Below are 17374 nucleotides of genomic sequence, written 5' to 3' on the forward strand. Positions count from 1 at the left end.
TTATTTTTTATAAGAATATGTTTTTAAAGAATCGTTATTAGAAATCACCAAGAGTAAATTTTCATTTTTCATTGAAATAGAATTTACAGATTTTACCTGTGAGTTAAATGGAAAAATACCAAAATCAGATACAAAATTAAAATCAGAAATGGATTTTAGAAAAACACCTTTTAACGATGTATAACCTCCATGATACGTATTTACTCTTAATGAATTTCCAGAAACTATAATTCCGTTTTCACCATTAATTGTAATTGAGTTAAAGTTGGTAATTGGAGCGGTTTGTAATTCTTTTGGAAATTCTTTAAAGTTATCAAAGGTTCCATTATTATTTTCTAAATAACCAGAAGCTAATGTGTTAACAGTAAATTTCTTTGCATCATTTAAAACATCTGCTGAAAAAATTTGATTCACCGTTTTTAGAGCGTAATTTTTATGTTCTACAAATTGCTTGCTAATGATGTTCATTTGAGATGCCATTTCATCTTTAGAATTTACAGGATACTCTTTCCCATTTTTGGAATAGGCAATAATGGTTTCTTTCTTGTTATTTTTATCAAAATCACCATAATACAAAGTTAATGGATTTTCTAGTGTTGGATTAAATTTTGTATTCAATCCCCAGTTTCCTAACAAAATATCTTTATCACCATCTTTATCAACATCAAAAGCAGTGATAGATTGCCATAAGCCATTTAAATTGTTAGAAATTTGTAAGAGTGATAATTGCCCGTTTTTATTAATAAAAATATTGGGTTTTCCCCATTCTGTAGCGATTAATAAATCTTTTTGATTATCGTTATTAATATCTACCCAAGTGGCATTGGTAACTTTGGCGTTTAATTTAAAGTTTAAATCTGCTTTAAACTTCCCATTTCCATCGTTTACTAAAATTGCAGAATTAACGTTGGAACCAAAACTAACAGGGTTTGATAAATTTCCTATAAATAAATCTTCATCACCATCATTATCGTAATCGTAAGCAGCAACGCAAGAGGTGTTTAGTGGGTTTAGAAGTGTTTTATTTTCTGTTTTCTTAAATTTTCCGTTTTCATTAATATATAAACGATCAACTTCTAAGTTTCTATTTCTGTTTTTATGAATACCTGTAGCTACATATAAATCTAGGTCTCCATCATTGTCAAAATCTAAAAAAACGGCATCATTATCTTCATAATTAGCATCTTCTTCAAATTGTTTTTGAATGCTTTTTTTAAATGAATTTCCGTTGTTTAAATATAGCTCTGCTGCGTTTCCAGAACTATTTCCTAAATAAATGTCATCGTAACCATTTCCATCAACATCACCAATTGCAACTGCTGGACCTAATTTAGATACCTGATAAGGTATTATTTTTTCTCTATTAAAATCGTAATAAGAATCTTCTTTATGATTGAAATTGATTGTACTGTTAGGTGTGAAAACAGGTGATTTTTCGTTTAAGGTGTATTTTTTAATAGGGTTTTCGTCAACATAAGCTACTGAAATGGTTTTATTAACTTCAGGATTTTTAATTTTTTGAAACGTATTATCAGGCCAAATAATTTTGATAGAATCTATATTAGAAACAGTATCTAAGCCAAAATGAAGTTTTTGTTCTACCGAAGAAATAAAACCTCTTGAGGTAAATAATTGTTTGAGTTGCTTTTTACCATTATTATAAATAATTGCTTTGGTTCCAATTCCTTTTTTGTTGCCTTTTTTGTAGTTAAAAACCAAACTAATTGAGTTCTTTTTGTTGTTGGTTGTGTTTTCGTAAATACTAGCGTAACTATCTAAATTGTTTGTAATAATATCTAAATCACCATCTAAATCTAAATCTGCATAAATTGCTCCGTTAGAAAGGGAAGGTTTTTGCTCAATCCAATTACCTGTTTTCTTTTCAAAAATTTCTGAATTTCCTTTAAAAATTTCATTAGAAACATCTCCATTAGGCATTTCATTGATAGATTTAAATAGCCATAGCAAACCTTCTTTTTGACCTTTTTGTTTAAAAGAACTGGATACGTATTTTTTAAAATCTAAACTATTTGGTCTTCTTTTAATTCCATTGCTAATAAATAAATCTTGCTGTCCATCGTTATCAAAATCTGCAAAAAGCGGAGACCAGCTCCAATCTGTATCTGCCACACCATTTAATAAAGCCGTTTCGTAAAAATAGTTACCTTTTTCATTAATTTGAAGCATATTTCTAGAGTATTGATCTTTATACCCTTGTTTTCTTAGCTTTTCTTGCATGTTATACATGGCGTCATCACCTTCAGTTTCTTTTAAAACACGTTCGTTACTTGGTAACATGTCTAAGGTTATTAAATCTTGAAAACCATCACCATTGATATCTGCCACATCACTTCCCATAGAAAATCTAGAAATTGTTGAAAAAGACTCTTTAAGCTCTTCTCTAAAAGTTCCATCTTGATTGTTAATGTAATAGTAATCATCTTCATGAAAATCGTTACAAACATAAATATCATCCCAACCATCATTGTTAAAATCGGCAATAGAGGCACTTAATCCGTAACCATTTACACCTCCAAAAATGTTGGCTTCTTCGCTAACATCTGTAAATTTTCCGTTATCATTTTTTAATAAAACATCACCAACCAATGCAACTCTTTTATTTCTTAGTGATGCTTTTCCGTGTGAAGTTACTGTATGAGTAGCATGGTTTACAATATATACGTCTAAATCATTGTCTTTATCATAATCAAAAAAGTAGGCTTGTGTAGAAAACCCTGAAAAATCTAACCCATATTCTGCAGCTTTTTCTGTAAAAGTATTATCTCCATTATTTATAAAGAGTTCGTTTTTACCTTTGAAGTCTAAAAGTCCAGAAACTGCACAAACATAAATATCTAATAAACCATCATTATTAATGTCTACCATTGTAACGCCTGTATTCCAATCAGAAGAACTATTAATATTTGCTTTTTTTGAAATATCTTCAAATTGTAAGTTTCCTTTATTTAGGTACAATTTATTTTCTCCTTGATTAGATACGAAATAAAGATCAGGCAACCCATCATTATTAATGTCACCTGCACTTACACCAGCACCATTATAAAAATAAATGTAGTTGATGATGCTGTGTTTTGAATCTTCTTTTAATAAGTTTTTGAAATCTACTCCTGAATTTTTAGCGGAGATATTGTTGAATAAGTACTCTGTGGTTTCTTTTTCATTCTTATTACAATTATAAAAAAAAACACAACATAATAACAAAAGCAATAACTTTTGAAATTTATTCATAATTTGAGAATTTGAGTTAGAATTCTCAAATATATATAAAATTAAGAAAAAATTAACACTTAACGATATTTTATGTTAAAGTTAACTTTACTTCCTCCCAAAATCTGCTGGAATTTCTCCCCAAGCTTTGGTTTTCCATTTTAATATAGGATTTTTAAAGGTGTTTTCTTTAAGCCAATTTTCAGCTCTTTTTATCAATTCTAATAAGTCTTTATTAGAAGCATCAAAAGTAATGTTTGTTTTACAACGTTTCTGTTTTACCCAACTCATAGCAATTTTAGAATCGGAATAAATAGGAATATCTTCTTTGTTTTTACTTTTTAAAAGTGCAATTCCATGAACTAAAGCTAAGAATTCGCCAATATTATTTGTTCCTTTTTTATAAGGCCCTTTTCTAAAAATTTCTTTTTTATTGTGGGTAAGTACGCCTCTATATTCCATTTTTCCTGGGTTTCCAGAACAAGCAGCATCAACACAAATACTTTCTAAATTAGGAGAACCATATTTTACTTTTTCAGTTTTAGATAAAGTCGGTTTTTTAGTGTTTTTACCTTTATAATCTTCATACTTTTTAGAAAAAGCAATTTCAGCTTCGTCTAAACTTGTAAAAGATTTGTATTGTGCACCTTCAAAACCGTCAATTTGTTTTTTGCAGACGTTCCAAGACGTATAAATTCCTTTTTTACGCCCATTCCAAACAACATAAAACTTTTTTTTACTCATTTGTACTTAAAATTACCTCTTCTATTACCTTCGGAAAATAGGTTTGCTCCAGAACATGAATTTTTTGTGCGATTGTTTCAGGAGTATCTGCATCATTTAACGTAGTTTTTGCCTGAAAAATGATGGCACCTTCATCATAATTTGCATTTACGTAGTGAATTGTGATGCCAGTTTCCGTTTCTTTATTTTCTTTTACAGCTTTATGAACATGCATTCCGTACATTCCTTTTCCACCATATTTAGGTAATAAAGCAGGATGAATATTTATAATTTTATTTGAAAAAGCAGCAATAATATTGACTGGAATTTTCCATAAAAAACCTGCAAGAACTATAAAATCTGCTTTTTCTTTTAAGATATTCAACACAAAATCTGACTCAGAAAATTGTGCTCTATTAAAATGTAAACAACTGATATTTAGTTTTTTGCAACGATCAAAAACTTTGGCATGTTCATTGTTACACAACACTTTAGTAACCTTAGCGGTTTTAGTATGATTAAAAAACTTAATAATGTTTTCTGCGTTCGTTCCAGAACCAGAAGCAAAAATAACAATACGCTTCATAACTATATTTCTAAGCTACAAAAAAAGGAATAATTATTAACAAACTGATTATTTTTGGGAAGATTAAAATTTTTTCTTTACTTTTAGTAATCATTTTTCGGACAAAAATTAGATATAATTAATAAGATTTGTATTTTTGCCCCGATTTAAAATTTAAAAATTAAAAAATTATGTCAGACATTGCATCAAGAGTAAAAGCGATTATCGTAGACAAATTAGGAGTTGACGATAACGAAGTAACAACAGAAGCTAGCTTCACAAACGATTTAGGAGCAGATTCTTTGGACACTGTTGAGTTAATTATGGAATTCGAAAAAGAATTCGATATTCAAATTCCAGACGATCAAGCTGAAAACATTGGAACAGTTGGTCAAGCAGTAAGTTATATAGAAGAAGCAAAAAAGTAACATTTATATGCAATTAAAACGAGTTGTAGTCACTGGACTTGGCGCATTAACGCCAATTGGTAATAATATTGAAGAATATTGGAACGCCTTAGTTAACGGAGTTAGCGGAGCAGCACCTATCACTTACTTTGATGCTGCCAAGTTCAAAACTCGTTTTGCATGTGAATTAAAAAACTTTAACGCGACCGATTTTATTGATAGAAAAGAGGCGCGTAAAATGGATAGGTTTACACAATATGCAATGGTAGCTTCAGATGAAGCTATTGCAGATGCAAATTTAAATCTAGACGAAATTAACAAATTACGTGTAGGCGTAATTTGGGGAGCAGGAATTGGAGGTTTAGAAACTTTTCAAAACGAAGCTTTAAACTTTGGCGAAGGTGATGGAACACCTAGATTCAATCCTTTCTTTATCCCAAAAATGATTGCAGATATTGCTCCTGGAAATATTTCTATTAAAAATGGATTTATGGGCCCAAACTATACTACAGTTTCTGCATGCGCATCTTCCGCAAACGCGATGATAGATGCTTTAAATTACATTCGCTTAGGAACTTGTGATGTTATTGTTACAGGTGGTTCAGAAGCAGCTGTTGCAATTGCAGGTGTTGGAGGCTTTAATGCAATGCACGCTTTATCAACTAGAAATGAAAGTCCAGAAACAGCATCAAGACCTTTTGATGCAGAACGTGACGGATTTGTTTTAGGAGAAGGAGCAGGTGCTATTGTTTTAGAAAGTTACGAACATGCAAAAGCAAGAGGTGCAAAAATTTATGCAGAAGTTATTGGAGGAGGAATGTCTTCTGATGCACATCACATGACAGCCCCACATCCAGATGGAATTGGTGTAATTGCAGTGATGAAAAACTGCTTAGAAAATGCAGGAATTAAACCAGAAGATGTAGATCATATTAATACACATGGTACTTCAACTCCACTTGGAGACGTTGCTGAATTAAAAGCAATTTCTGAAGTTTTTGGAGATCATGCTAAGAATATCAATATAAACTCAACAAAATCTATGACAGGTCACTTATTAGGTGCTGCAGGAGCTATTGAGTCTATTGCATCCATTTTGGCAATGAAACATGGAATTATTCCACCTACCATCAACCATGAAAATATAGATGAAAATATAAATCCGGAATTAAACTTAACACTTAATAAAGCTCAAAAAAGAGAAATTAAAGTAGCAATGAGTAATACTTTTGGATTTGGAGGACACAATGCATGTGTTGCATTCAAGAAATTAGATGAGTAATCTATGAATTTTATTCGTAAAATAGTGCAATCTCACACTGAGGAAGATGCAGAATTGTTTTACAAATTAAAAAAACTACTTAACTTTTCTCCAAAGAAAATAAATAGATACAAAAAAGCTTTCACGCACAGATCTGTTCAAAAGATAGATAGTGATGGTAATCCAATAAATTACGAACGCTTAGAATTTCTTGGAGACTCTATTTTAGGTTCTGTAATTGCATCTTATTTATATAAAAAAGTTCCAGAAGGTACAGAAGGATATTTAACGCAAATGCGTTCTAAAATTGTAAGCAGAGAGCATTTAAATGAACTTGGAAAAGACCTTGATTTAATTAAATTTGTAGATAGTAATATAGATCAAGCCAATGTTGGTGACAATATTCATGGGAATATTTTTGAAGCCTTAATTGGCGCTATTTATTTAGACAAAGGCTATAATTTTTGTCAAAAGTTTATCTATGAAAATGTAATTGTACCTTATGTTGATATCGAAAAATTAGAAGGTAAAATTACAAGTTATAAAGGTGTAATTATAGAATGGTGTCAAAAACAAAAGAAAAAATATAAGTTTGATACATATGAAGATTCTGGCAACGAAACAATTAAACACTTTAGTGTAAAAATTAGTATTGATGGTGAGCAAATAGCCAAAGGAAGAGCCACCTCAAAGAAAAAAGCAGAAGAACAAGCTGCCAAAAGAGTGTATTATACTTTTCAAAATCAAATTTCTTTAGACTAAAACGATAACGTTTTCGTTAAAATAACAATGTAAACTCGCAAACAATTAGTAATTTAGCCATGTTAATAAACGCTGAGTTAATTTACGATTTATGCAAATTTATGCTTTAGGTTTAGATGATTTTTGTGAAGAAGAATATTCATTAATAGGTATTCATACAGCATTAGAAGATTATAGGTTAGCATATTTATTAAATAAAAATTTAAATATTCGTTTATCTAAATCACCAAAAGATTTAGAATTTGAAAGCAATCAAAAAAAGGGTTCCTTCTCTATTTTTAATTTCTCAAGCAAAAAATATGACTTTGAGTGGTTTCTAATTGCAAATAGCTTTAAGAAAGAAAATCAAACAGAACCCAATGAACTATTATTAACAACAGAAACAAAAACATATTTAATTCCTGAAAAAAAAAAGGTAGACTTTTTTATAAAAATTTCTGGTGAAGTTAAATACGATTTTGTTTTAAATACAGTAAATAAAATAAAAAATATTGATCAGGTAATCACATCTTATTCAATAGACAAAAACACCCTAAAATCGAAAGATTTTTTAATTTTTTAATATGACAAATTATAAAAAAACAAAAATAGTAGCAACACTTGGTCCTGCAACCGGAACAAAAGAAATTTTAAAAAATTTAGCTAAAGAAGGCGTAAATGTATTTAGAATTAATTTTTCTCATGCAGAATATGAGAACGTTAAAAAAACAGTACAAACCATAAGAGAAGTAAATGAAGAAAATGGTTATAATGTAGCTATTTTAGCAGATTTACAAGGCCCAAAATTACGTGTAGGTGTAATGGAAGAGAATGTAATTTTAGCAGATGGAGATTTGTTTACATTCACAACAGAAAAATGTGTTGGCACAAAAGAAAAGGCATTTATGACCTACCAACGTTTTCCAAAAGATGTAAAAGTAGGTGAACAAATTTTGGTAGATGATGGTAAACTTCTGTTCGAAGTAGTTTCTACAGATAAAGACAAAGAAGTAGTTGTAAAAACAATTGTTGGTGGTGCTTTAAAATCTAAAAAAGGAGTAAACTTACCAAATACAGCAATTTCTTTACCAGCATTAACTAAAAAAGATAAAGAAGATGCAATTTTTGCATTAAGCTTACATGTAGATTGGATTGCACTTTCTTTTGTAAGAACTCCAGAAGATTTAAGAATGTTACGCGATTTAATTGCACTACATTCAGATTATAGAGTTCCAGTAATTGCAAAAATTGAAAAACCAGAAGCAGTTGCAAATATAGACTCTCTAATACCATATTGTGATGGTTTAATGGTTGCACGTGGTGATTTAGGTGTAGAAATTCCAATGCAAGAAGTTCCATTAATTCAAAAAATGTTGGTAGAAAGAGCCAAAAAAGCAAGAATTCCTGTAATTATTGCTACGCAAATGATGGAAACCATGATTGAGAACTCTGTACCAACAAGAGCAGAGGTGAACGACGTTGCAAACTCTATTATGGATGGTGCAGATGCAGTAATGCTTTCTGGAGAAACTTCTGTAGGGAAACACCCAATTAGAGTGATTCAAAAAATGTCAGAAATTATTGGTAGTGTAGAAAACTCTGATTTGATTAAAGTACCACATGAAGCACCACATATTAGAACCAATAGATTTATTACTAAAGCAGTTTGTCATCATGCAGCATTAATGGCAAATGATATTGATGCCGCAGCAATTTCTACCTTAACCAATAGCGGATATACAGCTTTTCAAATTTCTGCTTGGAGACCAAAATCTAGTATTTTAGCATTTTCATCAGAAAAAAGAATTTTAGGAAAACTAAATTTACTTTGGGGTGTGAAAGCATTTTATTACGATAAGAACTTAAGTACAGATGATACTGTAGTAGATATTAATAAAATATCTAAAGAAAAAGGATATGTAAAAGAGGGCGATTTAATGATAAATCTTACTTCTATGCCTGTTGAAGAAAAAGGTATGGTAAATACACTAAGAGTTTCTGAAATAGAGTAAAACATCTACCTTAGATATTAAATTTAAAAAAGCATTTCGAGAAACCGAAATGCTTTTTTAGTTTTATTAAAGTTTCAATTTTTTAGTAATAATTATTGCATCATTAGTAACAAATGGCATTGGCATCATCTCTTCTGTTCTTGGTTTTATATTAAAGTGAGAGTTCGTTAACAATTCGTAAGAAATTTCATTTAATACTATCTCTAACTTTTGATTTAAATTCACAGAAAAGGAAAGTGTTACTTCCTTATCGGAATTTCCTAAATGATACACCAAAAAAGTACCAGTTTTTAAATTATAAACTTTACCGTTATTTGCCAAAACATCGTTTACTTTAAATTGATGTAAGCTAAGTTTGTTTTTAGTAGTAAACTCAAGTTTATTTATTTTCCTTTTAGGTAAAATGGTAATTTCTAAAAAACGTTTATTGCCAATAATGGTATCTAACTCTGTAATAATTTCTGAAGATGAGATTGCTTTAAACTCAGTTTTTTTATGATATTTAAAACGAGTATTGTATTTACTTTTTGTTTCGGCATTGTCTATACCACCTTTTACAAAATCATCTTTAAATATTTGTTTTGTATAACTATCTAAAGTAGTATTATACGTTCCAAAATAGGCTGTTTTATCATCAGAATTTTGAATGTAAACAATGCTGTTAGGTTTTTTATTATCAATGGAAAAGCCACTATTGTAAGTTGCAATTCCAAAAAAGAGAATGGCTAAAATTCCTGACCATTTCTGTGTCCAAAAAGATTTTTTTTGATGAAAAGATAAAATCATTAAACCAAAAACCAGTACAATAAAAAGAGCGCTAACAAATAGTATTTTTAGCCCCAAACCAACTGGAAACATTTTTACCAAAGGCGCAAAAATATAAATAGTTGGTATTGATAAAATAGTGAATAAAATACGCTTTAACTTATCTTCTAAATTAGTAAAAACAGCAATTGCTAAAATAAACAAAGCACAAATAACAGGTATAATTAAAAAACCAGCACCTTTTAAAGAATCACTAATTATAAAATTAATAATTAACCAGAAAAAAATAGGAGCTATTAATAAATTGGTGGGTTTGTCTTGATGTGAAGTTCTCTTGTAAATAGTAAATAATAACCATAAATTTAAAAACACAAAAGCTGAAATATAGGTGTAACCATTATAGGTAAAACCATGTAAAATATCATTATAATGTGGATGAATTAAGATGAGTAACTTCCATAAACCAAAAGAAATTCCACCACATAAAACTAAAGATAGGATGAAGGGAATAAATCCTTTTAAAATGTTTTTTACATCTATTTTATTTAAAGAAATTCCGAAGAATAGAAGTATAATAAAAATGATTGTACAAATAATTAACATTGGTAAAACCCAAGAAAAAGGATAAGTAATTAATTTAATGAAAGGAAAATTTACATACACAAAATCTTCATCAGAATTTAAATTTGATAAGTTTGAATTTGCAAAATAATTTAAAGAAGTTGTTAAATATTCTGCTTGATGCAACAAGGTTTCTCTGTCTAAACGCTCGTAAGAATCTTGCGCTGTATGATAATCGAAATGATCACCAATAAAAGCAAAATTAAATCCGTTAATGTTTGCATCTTCTCTAAAAACGGTTAAATCTGTATCGTTTGGTAGTTTTTTATAAATGGAATACATTAAAGAGTTTGCTGCAGGAAAATTAGGCTTTGTAGCTAAAAACTCACTTAATAATTTGCTGTTTTTTCCATTCGTTTCCATTAACATGTAACTTGGTCCACCACTTCCTCTAGCTTCAAAGTTTAAAACCAAACCTACATTTTTTGTCCAAGAATGATTGTCTACAAAAGCTTGTGCACCAAGTAAACCAATTTCTTCAGCATCAGAAAAGAGGATAATAATATCGTTTTTTGGAACTTCTTTTTTTGCTAAAAAAGCTCTAATTCCTTCTAAAATTGTTACTACACCAGAACCAGCATCACTTGCACCTAAAGATGAATGTGGATTGGAATCATAATGGGTTAAAAGCATTAGTGCTTTACCATTTTCAGTACCTTTTATTTTTGCGATAATATTTTCTGTAGTTGTGGCAGCAAACCATTTTTTATTAAGTGCAGTTTGTGTTTGAATTTCAGTTTCAAAACCAATTTTCTGTAATTCAGAAACTAAGTAATTTTGTACTTTTTTATGATTTTCAGCTCCTACATAATGCGCTTCTTTACTAATATTTTTAAGATGAGCAAGTGCATTGTTTATAGAAAAATCAGTTTCAGATGTTATTTTTTCAGAAGATAAAGAAGGTTTTAAATCGGCAAAACTCCAATAAATTACTCCTAAAATAATAAGTACAGAAACAATGGTAGAAAATCTTTTCATTTGAAAAATTAGTTTTTATAAATGTAAGAAATAAAAAAAACTTTAATAAAAAAGTAAAACGAAACAGAAAATTCGCTAACTTTCGTACAATCAAAAAACTAATTATTATGGGAATTAAAAGCTTTCAAGGAAAAAGAGATACAAATCAAGCAAAAGAAGAATCGCAAATTTTAGTTTCAGATTATATGACAACTAATTTAATAACTTTTAAAGCAGAAGATTCTTTAGATCACGTAATTGAACAATTAATTACCAATAAAATTTCTGGAGGTCCTGTTGTAAATGATAAAAATGAATTAATAGGTATTATATCTGAAACAGATTGTATTAAACATATTTCAGAAAGTAAGTACTATAATATGCCAGCAGACACTAATAATACTGTAGGTAAATACATGGTTACAGATGTAGATACGATTGATAAAGACATGAATGTTTTTGATGCGGCTTTTAAATTTATTAGTTCGCACAGACGAAGATTTCCAGTTGTTGATAACGGAAAATTAATAGGCCAATTGAGTCAAAAAGATGTTTTAAAGGCTGCCATTAAAGTACAAGGAAATACTTGGTTGTAGTTTTTTAATTTTAAGAATCTCTTTTAATCAATAAAAACATTTCGTTGTCTAAAGCCAAATAGCCTTCGTCATAAATATAAAAATAAGTGTTTCCAGTCTTTGTTTTGTAAATAGATGTAAAAAACTGAAAATCGAAACCTTTATCATATAATTTGGTTCTGGTTACTTTTGTTTTTCCAGAAACGTTTAAATCGGATAAAATTTTATAATTTTTTCGAAGACGATTATTAATGTTTCTAATCAAATTTTTACTGTCTTTGTTCACACGATTATTATAAGCATTTCTGCAATAATCTGAACAGAATTTCTTATCTACTCTACCTTTTACAGGTTCTTTACACTCTAAACATTCTCTATTTTCCATTTGATAAATGTACGGCATCTATATACCTAAAGGGACAAGATACTTTTTTAAAAAATTAGTATTAAATTATTGCAATATAAGAACCTAATAATAAACCACCAGAACTACAAGGTGGGTTTGTAATTAAAAAATCATTATATTTGTAAATGAAAAAACGCCAAAGCTACGAACTTTGACGTTTTCCGATTTTAAGTTAAAAGCCCTATTCTAATGAGAAACGGCACACATTTTAACGGACAATCTGTTGCTATCTAATGATGATAGTCTTAAAAAAAGCGAGGTTGAGTATACTAAACTTGATTTAGGAATAGCAAATGAAACCATCTTCAACCCCTCACTTTCTGAAAAATTTAAGCATCCTTTTGGGTGCTTTTTTATAAATCAAATAAATTATCGGATTTAGAATTATTAATATTTGAGTTTGAATAAATATATTCTTTTAAAATTTCATTGTTTTTATCTATCCAATTAGGACTTCCCCAGAATACATTTGTATTTTTTGTTCCTACTTGATATTTAACAATCTTATTAGCATTTTTTAGAACTCTAGTTTTTCTTGACATTTTTGGAATCCAATTATCAATATTTTCACCAGTCTCTTTACTTAAATATTCTGCAATCTCTCTAACTTTCATAAATCTTTGATGCTTCTTTAATACGAATAAAAACCTATTTGCATCTGTTAAGCCTTTAATAATTTCTTTATCCTTTTTATCAGAAACTATTTCTGTTTGATTATGGTTGGTAGATTTTTTTATCTCAACATTGAAAGACTTTAATAGTACGTCTATAGCTTTTATTCTTTCAAATAAAGAGTTTTTTTCTTCAATAAGTGCGTTAATTAAGTCCATAATTTAATTTTTAACTTGGTATTAATATTAATTTTCGTATCTTTGGAGCAACAAAAAAGGAGTAGATTTTAAACATCTATTTTTCTAGGATATAAAAATCCAATAAAACTCCTTATTTTTTGTTACAACTATAGAACATCTAAAAGACCTGACCGACCAAAGTTTAGGTCTTTTTTCATTTCTACAAGCCAAAGATATAAAAAAATAAGTTAGCATAACGGTTAACATAACAAAAAACATAAAGGGTGATTAGTAGATTTGTGTACATTTGTGTATATATTCGTAAATATTTTATGTATATCTACTCTTAAATACAAATATAATCGCTAGAATTTGTTTGTTCTTGTTTACTAAACCTTAAATACAAAGTTATCAACAATTTAAGTTAATAAAACTAAATAGGTTTTGTTTTATATAATTTGTAACCTTTGTACAAAATAGGGTATTCTTTTTTTCTGATTAATGTATTGTAACTATAAAAATCTTCGCCATTCATAAAATCACATACTTTCTTAATATTACCGAACACACCTATTAATTCACAGTCTTTAAGCAAAACATATGCTTTCTTATTTTCTTGTTGCTCTTTATATGTAACCATAATACAAATATATGCAAAAAATACATATATAGTCGAATATATATGCATTTTAGCTTTTATATGTCAATATATTCGATTATATTTGTATTTTAAAACAGAAATACTATGAACTTCAAATCTCTACCTCAATTATTAGACTACTTCAAAGAAGAATCTACTTGCATAGAATACTATGAGCAAATACGTTGGCAAGGAGAACCTACTTGTCCTCATTGTGAAGCAGATAAGCCATATAGAACTACAAGGGGTTTTAAGTGTTCTAACAACGAATGTTATAAAAAGTTTACTGTAAAGGTTGGTACAATCTTTCACAACTCTAAAATTCCTTTGAGAATTTGGTTTGCATCTATATTTTTAGCCACAACACATAAAAAAGGTATTAGTTCTGTTCAGTTGGCTTTAGATTTAGGAATTACCCAAAAGTCAGCTTGGTTTGTTTTACATAGAATTAGAGAAATGCTAAAAGATAAATCTCCGAGAATGTTGGGAGATACTAAAACGGTAGAAGTTGACGAAGCTTATATAGGTGGTAAAGAAGGAAACAAACACTTAAACAAAAAACGCTCATATAAAAATAAGGATTTAACGAATGAGGGTAAAGTTTTTACCCCAAAGAAAACTGTTGTTGGAATTATTGAGCGTAATGGTAAAGTTGTTTTAAAACATGTACCTAATGCAGAATTGAAAAATATGGGAGAATTTATATCTAAACACGTCCCTAAAGGTTCTACAATTTATTCTGATGAAGCACCAGTCTATAATCACTTAAAAAGACATTATACTCACGATAGCGTTAAACACGCACTTAATATTTATGTTGAAGGTACTGTGCATACAAATACAATAGAAAACTTTTGGAGTGTTTTAAAACGTGGTTTATATGGTGTTTATCATCAAGTAAGTGATAAGTATTTAGAGCGTTATTTAGATGAATATTCGGCACGTTTTAATACTCGTCATTTATCTTCTAATGATAGATTTGTAAAGTTTTTAAATGATAGTGAGAGTGCTTTATCTTATAAAGAATTGACTGCTATTAATTAATTTGTAAATTTGCATTATGGCAGAGGATAAAAAGCAAAATAAAAAACGTCCAAAAAAGTACGAAAATAAGTTAAAAATAAATGGAACTTTAGACGGGGTATTGAGTGTATCTGTACCTCAATCTAAAGACAAACCTACTAAATAATTGCAAATCGGTTTTGACCGTAAATCAGAGTAGCTTGTCAACATCAAGGCATTGATTAATTTGTAGTTCGTTCTTCATTTTAAAGACTTTAAAAGTCGGAGAATTATAATCTTTGAATTATCCCCAATAAAATGGGTAAAGGTGTATCGACCACCTTTAAAGGTTTTAATTTTTAAAAAATTCAACAAAATTTATCAAGAGTATAATATATTAGGTTGTCCCTTATTGTATATAGATGCCAAATGTACAACAAATTATCCGTTTACAAACGACTACAAATAATTACAACCGAAAGTAATTGTTTTGTAACCGAATAAAATTGTAAACGTGTCTCAACTTTGCAGCGTCAAACGAGTTGACAAAAAAAATTATAAACCTGCATTCAAATAAAAAAATGCACAAAAACTTATCTTATGAATACGTTAAGAAACAAAGTACAATTAATTGGTAGATTAGGTCAAGAGCCAGAAATAGTAACTTTCCAAGATGGAAACAAAATGGCAAAATTTTCAATGGCTACAGACGATAGCTATAAAGACAAAGCTGGTAATAAAATAGAGCGAGCTTATTGGCACAACATTGTTATAAAAGGTGGTTTGGTAAACGTTGTAGAAAACTATGTAAATAAAGGACAAGAAATTGCTATTGAAGGAAAATTAACCAACAGATCTTATGACACAAAAGAAGGTGAAAAAAGATATGTAACAGAAATTCTAGCAAGTGAGTTATTACTTTTAGGAAGCAAATAATGGGGAAATAGTTCTATGAAAAATGTAAAATCCACTCAATTTGAGTGGATTTTATTATATCTTGGCATATCATTTGAATAAAGTTAAGTAAACAAGAAAAATGAAAACAATGAAAATTTTATCAATCTTAACAATAATATTTAGTTTTTCTCAATGTAGCAGTAACAAATTTGTAGAAAATCCACCTTTTAAGGTTGAAAAAGCAGTATACAACAATTGGTCTGGAGGTCAACCAGGAGTTAGTGGAACTATGGTAGAAATTCATTTGCTAAACGCATTTGAAATAAAGTTTGATTCTCTTTATTTTCAACAAAAAGAAACAAAGCTAGAAGTTTCAAAAAAAGAAAATAAAACAATTTTAATAGGTCATTTTAGTACCTCAATAAGAGAAAAAAGAGATCTTATTTTAGATGTAGACACAACCAAAGAGTTAAAAAATACGCCTCCAAACGTAACAAAATCTAAATTTGATTTGAAAGAAAACGAAGCTGTTTTATCCTATAAAAAAGGAAATGAAACATATTATTTTAAGGTAGAAAATATAAAACAGCTAACTCCAAAGTTTTTTCCATCTGCAAATAAAAAATAGATAACAACTTAAATATCAGCATTTAAACCACTAAAAAATTAGTGGTTTTATTTTTGGCACGTAATTTGAATATTCATAAGCATAACCATAAAATGAAAGCTTATGAAATCTTTAAAACTACTTTTAGCAATTATTATCACAGGAGCAGTATTTAGCTCATGTAATAGAATTTATCAAGATGATTTTATAAGAAATGAAATCACCTTAGAAGAAATTGTTTCCGATTATGATTTATGGTATGTAGATTATCACAGAACTATTGGAAATGGTGATATCCCATTTGTTGCAAAAGCATTTACACTATCATTCTTAAACGGAATATTATATGCAAATAACAATATTGTAGATATTGGTGTAACAGGAAATGGTTTGGGTATAGACGTAGGAACTTACAACACTTTTACAGGAATTTTAGAAACCAATCACGATTTAGATGGTAGAAACGATTTTGAAGTAACCGTAATTTCTAACAACGAAATAAGATTGTATAATTACAGACTAGGTGTTACCTATTTTTTAATAGGATATCAAACAAATACATTTGATTATGATAAATTATTTTACGAAAACATCGAGTACTTTTTACAAGAGTTTACAGCTTGGGAAAAAACAAGTACAAATGGTGGAGTTCCAAATGCTTTTGATAGCGAAAACTACTTGCAATTTACACCAGAAAATATAACAACATTTTATAGCTCGCAAGATAACTTTGGCACGCATATTGCAAATATAAATTGGAGTTTCGTAGGAGGTTATGAAGTGTTTGACGTAGTAGGTTTTGAAGACCTAAAAATATTAACACTTAATTATGATGGAGGAGATATTGAAGAGTTCGAATTAAGCGTTATTAATGATGGAAAGATTCAATTATATAACGTAAACTCTGAAACCACATACGATTTTTCAGGTAGAGGTTTTGTACAATATTTAAAAGGAGAAACAACAAAGAAAAGTACCAAATCTATTGTAAGAAATAGTGATAGAAAACGTACTAAAGTAATAAGAAAAACAAAAATTAGAAGAAATTTAAAATAAAGTTTGGTTAGTTGATTTTTGGTTGACTATTTCTCAATAGTCAATTGAAAGAGAAACCGTCCTGAGGAGGACGGTTTTTTCTTTGTTTATATTTTAATGAAAATTAAAACAAGAAAAAAT

At 29.0% G+C, this 17374-nt stretch carries 18 protein-coding genes; 11 read left to right on the plus strand and 7 right to left on the minus strand.

All coding sequences use genetic code 11. The features are described from left to right. The 3 genes from FDT66_RS08135 to purN all read right to left on the minus strand — a co-directional run bounded on the left by FDT66_RS08135 (position 1) and on the right by purN (position 4537). Positions 1 to 3249, minus strand: coding sequence for a VCBS repeat-containing protein (locus tag FDT66_RS08135; protein ID WP_138535683.1), 3249 nt, complete (start codon positions 3247 to 3249; stop codon positions 1 to 3). An 87-nt stretch (positions 3250 to 3336) separates the two neighbouring features. After that, positions 3337 to 3972 carry a ribonuclease H1 domain-containing protein gene (locus FDT66_RS08140; RefSeq protein WP_138535684.1) on the minus strand — a complete coding sequence of 212 codons (636 nt, stop codon included), beginning with the start codon at positions 3970 to 3972 and terminating at the stop codon, positions 3337 to 3339. Next, positions 3965 to 4537, minus strand: coding sequence for a phosphoribosylglycinamide formyltransferase (gene purN / locus FDT66_RS08145; protein WP_138535685.1), 573 nt, complete (start codon positions 4535 to 4537; stop codon positions 3965 to 3967). The genes FDT66_RS08140 and purN overlap by 8 nt, the downstream gene beginning before the upstream one ends. A 170-nt stretch (positions 4538 to 4707) precedes the next feature. On the opposite strand from purN, the gene FDT66_RS08150 reads away from it, so the two are divergent. The 5 genes from FDT66_RS08150 to pyk all read left to right on the plus strand — a co-directional run bounded on the left by FDT66_RS08150 (position 4708) and on the right by pyk (position 8937). Further along, positions 4708 to 4944, plus strand: a complete 237-nt coding sequence (locus tag FDT66_RS08150) for an acyl carrier protein (protein WP_004569249.1) — start codon at positions 4708 to 4710, stop codon at positions 4942 to 4944. Between the two features lie 7 nt (positions 4945 to 4951). Then, complete coding sequence (gene fabF, locus FDT66_RS08155) at positions 4952 to 6205, plus strand: beta-ketoacyl-ACP synthase II (RefSeq protein ID WP_138535686.1); 1254 nt, start codon at positions 4952 to 4954, stop codon at positions 6203 to 6205. Between the two features lie 3 nt (positions 6206 to 6208). Next, positions 6209 to 6946 (plus strand): ribonuclease III, encoded by a 738-nt coding sequence (gene rnc / locus FDT66_RS08160; protein ID WP_138535687.1) that lies wholly within the window; start codon positions 6209 to 6211, stop codon positions 6944 to 6946. 91 nt (positions 6947 to 7037) lie between these two features. Continuing rightward, the gene (locus FDT66_RS08165) at positions 7038 to 7508 is read left to right on the plus strand and encodes an IPExxxVDY family protein (protein ID WP_138535688.1); all 471 of its coding nucleotides are present in this window, start codon (positions 7038 to 7040) and stop codon (positions 7506 to 7508) included. Between the two features lies 1 nt (position 7509). Further along, positions 7510 to 8937 carry a pyruvate kinase gene (gene pyk, locus FDT66_RS08170; protein WP_138535689.1) on the plus strand — a complete coding sequence of 476 codons (1428 nt, stop codon included), beginning with the start codon at positions 7510 to 7512 and terminating at the stop codon, positions 8935 to 8937. A 66-nt stretch (positions 8938 to 9003) separates the two neighbouring features. Here the strand turns inward: pyk and FDT66_RS08175 are convergent, their stop codons facing one another. Continuing rightward, a complete protein-coding gene (locus FDT66_RS08175) occupies positions 9004 to 11301 on the minus strand; it encodes a M20/M25/M40 family metallo-hydrolase (RefSeq protein WP_138535690.1) in 2298 nt (765 codons plus the stop codon). A 107-nt stretch (positions 11302 to 11408) separates the two neighbouring features. Here FDT66_RS08175 and FDT66_RS08180 point away from each other — a divergent pair, with 107 nt between their 5' ends. Further along, positions 11409 to 11876, plus strand: coding sequence for a CBS domain-containing protein (locus tag FDT66_RS08180; protein ID WP_138535691.1), 468 nt, complete (start codon positions 11409 to 11411; stop codon positions 11874 to 11876). A 10-nt stretch (positions 11877 to 11886) separates the two neighbouring features. On the opposite strand, the gene FDT66_RS08185 is transcribed toward FDT66_RS08180, so the two are convergent. The 3 genes from FDT66_RS08185 to FDT66_RS08195 form a co-directional block, all read right to left on the minus strand. After that, the gene (locus tag FDT66_RS08185; RefSeq protein ID WP_138535692.1) at positions 11887 to 12240 is read right to left on the minus strand and encodes a hypothetical protein; all 354 of its coding nucleotides are present in this window, start codon (positions 12238 to 12240) and stop codon (positions 11887 to 11889) included. 374 nt (positions 12241 to 12614) lie between these two features. Continuing rightward, positions 12615 to 13091 carry a hypothetical protein gene (locus tag FDT66_RS08190; protein ID WP_138535693.1) on the minus strand — a complete coding sequence of 159 codons (477 nt, stop codon included), beginning with the start codon at positions 13089 to 13091 and terminating at the stop codon, positions 12615 to 12617. Positions 13092 to 13485: 394 nt separating this feature from the next. Continuing rightward, a complete protein-coding gene (locus FDT66_RS08195; RefSeq protein WP_138535694.1) occupies positions 13486 to 13692 on the minus strand; it encodes a hypothetical protein in 207 nt (68 codons plus the stop codon). A 105-nt stretch (positions 13693 to 13797) separates the two neighbouring features. Here FDT66_RS08195 and FDT66_RS08200 point away from each other — a divergent pair, with 105 nt between their 5' ends. The 5 genes from FDT66_RS08200 to FDT66_RS08215 all read left to right on the plus strand — a co-directional run bounded on the left by FDT66_RS08200 (position 13798) and on the right by FDT66_RS08215 (position 17254). Beyond that, positions 13798 to 14736, plus strand: coding sequence for an IS1595 family transposase (locus FDT66_RS08200; RefSeq protein WP_138535695.1), 939 nt, complete (start codon positions 13798 to 13800; stop codon positions 14734 to 14736). A gap of 16 nt (positions 14737 to 14752) precedes the next feature. Further along, complete coding sequence (locus tag FDT66_RS14220; protein WP_262709562.1) at positions 14753 to 14881, plus strand: hypothetical protein; 129 nt, start codon at positions 14753 to 14755, stop codon at positions 14879 to 14881. 413 nt (positions 14882 to 15294) lie between these two features. Continuing rightward, positions 15295 to 15630: a single-stranded DNA-binding protein gene (locus FDT66_RS08205; protein WP_138535696.1), complete on the plus strand. Its 336-nt coding sequence runs from the start codon at positions 15295 to 15297 to the stop codon at positions 15628 to 15630. A 109-nt stretch (positions 15631 to 15739) separates the two neighbouring features. After that, complete coding sequence (locus tag FDT66_RS08210; RefSeq protein WP_246034799.1) at positions 15740 to 16219, plus strand: hypothetical protein; 480 nt, start codon at positions 15740 to 15742, stop codon at positions 16217 to 16219. 102 nt (positions 16220 to 16321) lie between these two features. Further along, the gene (locus FDT66_RS08215; protein ID WP_138535698.1) at positions 16322 to 17254 is read left to right on the plus strand and encodes a hypothetical protein; all 933 of its coding nucleotides are present in this window, start codon (positions 16322 to 16324) and stop codon (positions 17252 to 17254) included. Positions 17255 to 17374 lie beyond the last annotated feature (120 nt).

The sequence above is a fragment of the Polaribacter aestuariivivens genome, assembly GCF_005885675.1.
Classification (GTDB): domain Bacteria; phylum Bacteroidota; class Bacteroidia; order Flavobacteriales; family Flavobacteriaceae; genus Polaribacter; species Polaribacter aestuariivivens.

Bases quoted from the DNA above. Each gene is read 5' to 3' on its own strand.
- FDT66_RS08190 (WP_138535693.1), bottom strand. From the start codon at position 13,091: ATGGACTTAATTAACGCACTTATTGAAGAAAAAAACTCTTTATTTGAA.
- FDT66_RS08140 (WP_138535684.1), bottom strand. From the start codon at position 3,972: ATGAGTAAAAAAAAGTTTTATGTTGTTTGGAATGGGCGTAAAAAAGGA.
- rnc (WP_138535687.1), top strand. From the start codon at position 6,209: ATGAATTTTATTCGTAAAATAGTGCAATCTCACACTGAGGAAGATGCA.
- pyk (WP_138535689.1), top strand. From the start codon at position 7,510: ATGACAAATTATAAAAAAACAAAAATAGTAGCAACACTTGGTCCTGCA.
- purN (WP_138535685.1), bottom strand. From the start codon at position 4,537: ATGAAGCGTATTGTTATTTTTGCTTCTGGTTCTGGAACGAACGCAGAA.
- FDT66_RS08185 (WP_138535692.1), bottom strand. From the start codon at position 12,240: ATGGAAAATAGAGAATGTTTAGAGTGTAAAGAACCTGTAAAAGGTAGA.
- FDT66_RS08165 (WP_138535688.1), top strand. From the start codon at position 7,038: ATGCAAATTTATGCTTTAGGTTTAGATGATTTTTGTGAAGAAGAATAT.
- FDT66_RS08200 (WP_138535695.1), top strand. From the start codon at position 13,798: ATGAACTTCAAATCTCTACCTCAATTATTAGACTACTTCAAAGAAGAA.
- FDT66_RS08215 (WP_138535698.1), top strand. From the start codon at position 16,322: ATGAAATCTTTAAAACTACTTTTAGCAATTATTATCACAGGAGCAGTA.
- FDT66_RS08205 (WP_138535696.1), top strand. From the start codon at position 15,295: ATGAATACGTTAAGAAACAAAGTACAATTAATTGGTAGATTAGGTCAA.
- FDT66_RS08180 (WP_138535691.1), top strand. From the start codon at position 11,409: ATGGGAATTAAAAGCTTTCAAGGAAAAAGAGATACAAATCAAGCAAAA.
- fabF (WP_138535686.1), top strand. From the start codon at position 4,952: ATGCAATTAAAACGAGTTGTAGTCACTGGACTTGGCGCATTAACGCCA.
- FDT66_RS08175 (WP_138535690.1), bottom strand. From the start codon at position 11,301: ATGAAAAGATTTTCTACCATTGTTTCTGTACTTATTATTTTAGGAGTA.
- FDT66_RS08150 (WP_004569249.1), top strand. From the start codon at position 4,708: ATGTCAGACATTGCATCAAGAGTAAAAGCGATTATCGTAGACAAATTA.
- FDT66_RS08195 (WP_138535694.1), bottom strand. From the start codon at position 13,692: ATGGTTACATATAAAGAGCAACAAGAAAATAAGAAAGCATATGTTTTG.
- FDT66_RS08135 (WP_138535683.1), bottom strand. From the start codon at position 3,249: ATGAATAAATTTCAAAAGTTATTGCTTTTGTTATTATGTTGTGTTTTT.
- FDT66_RS14220 (WP_262709562.1), top strand. From the start codon at position 14,753: ATGGCAGAGGATAAAAAGCAAAATAAAAAACGTCCAAAAAAGTACGAA.
- FDT66_RS08210 (WP_246034799.1), top strand. From the start codon at position 15,740: ATGAAAATTTTATCAATCTTAACAATAATATTTAGTTTTTCTCAATGT.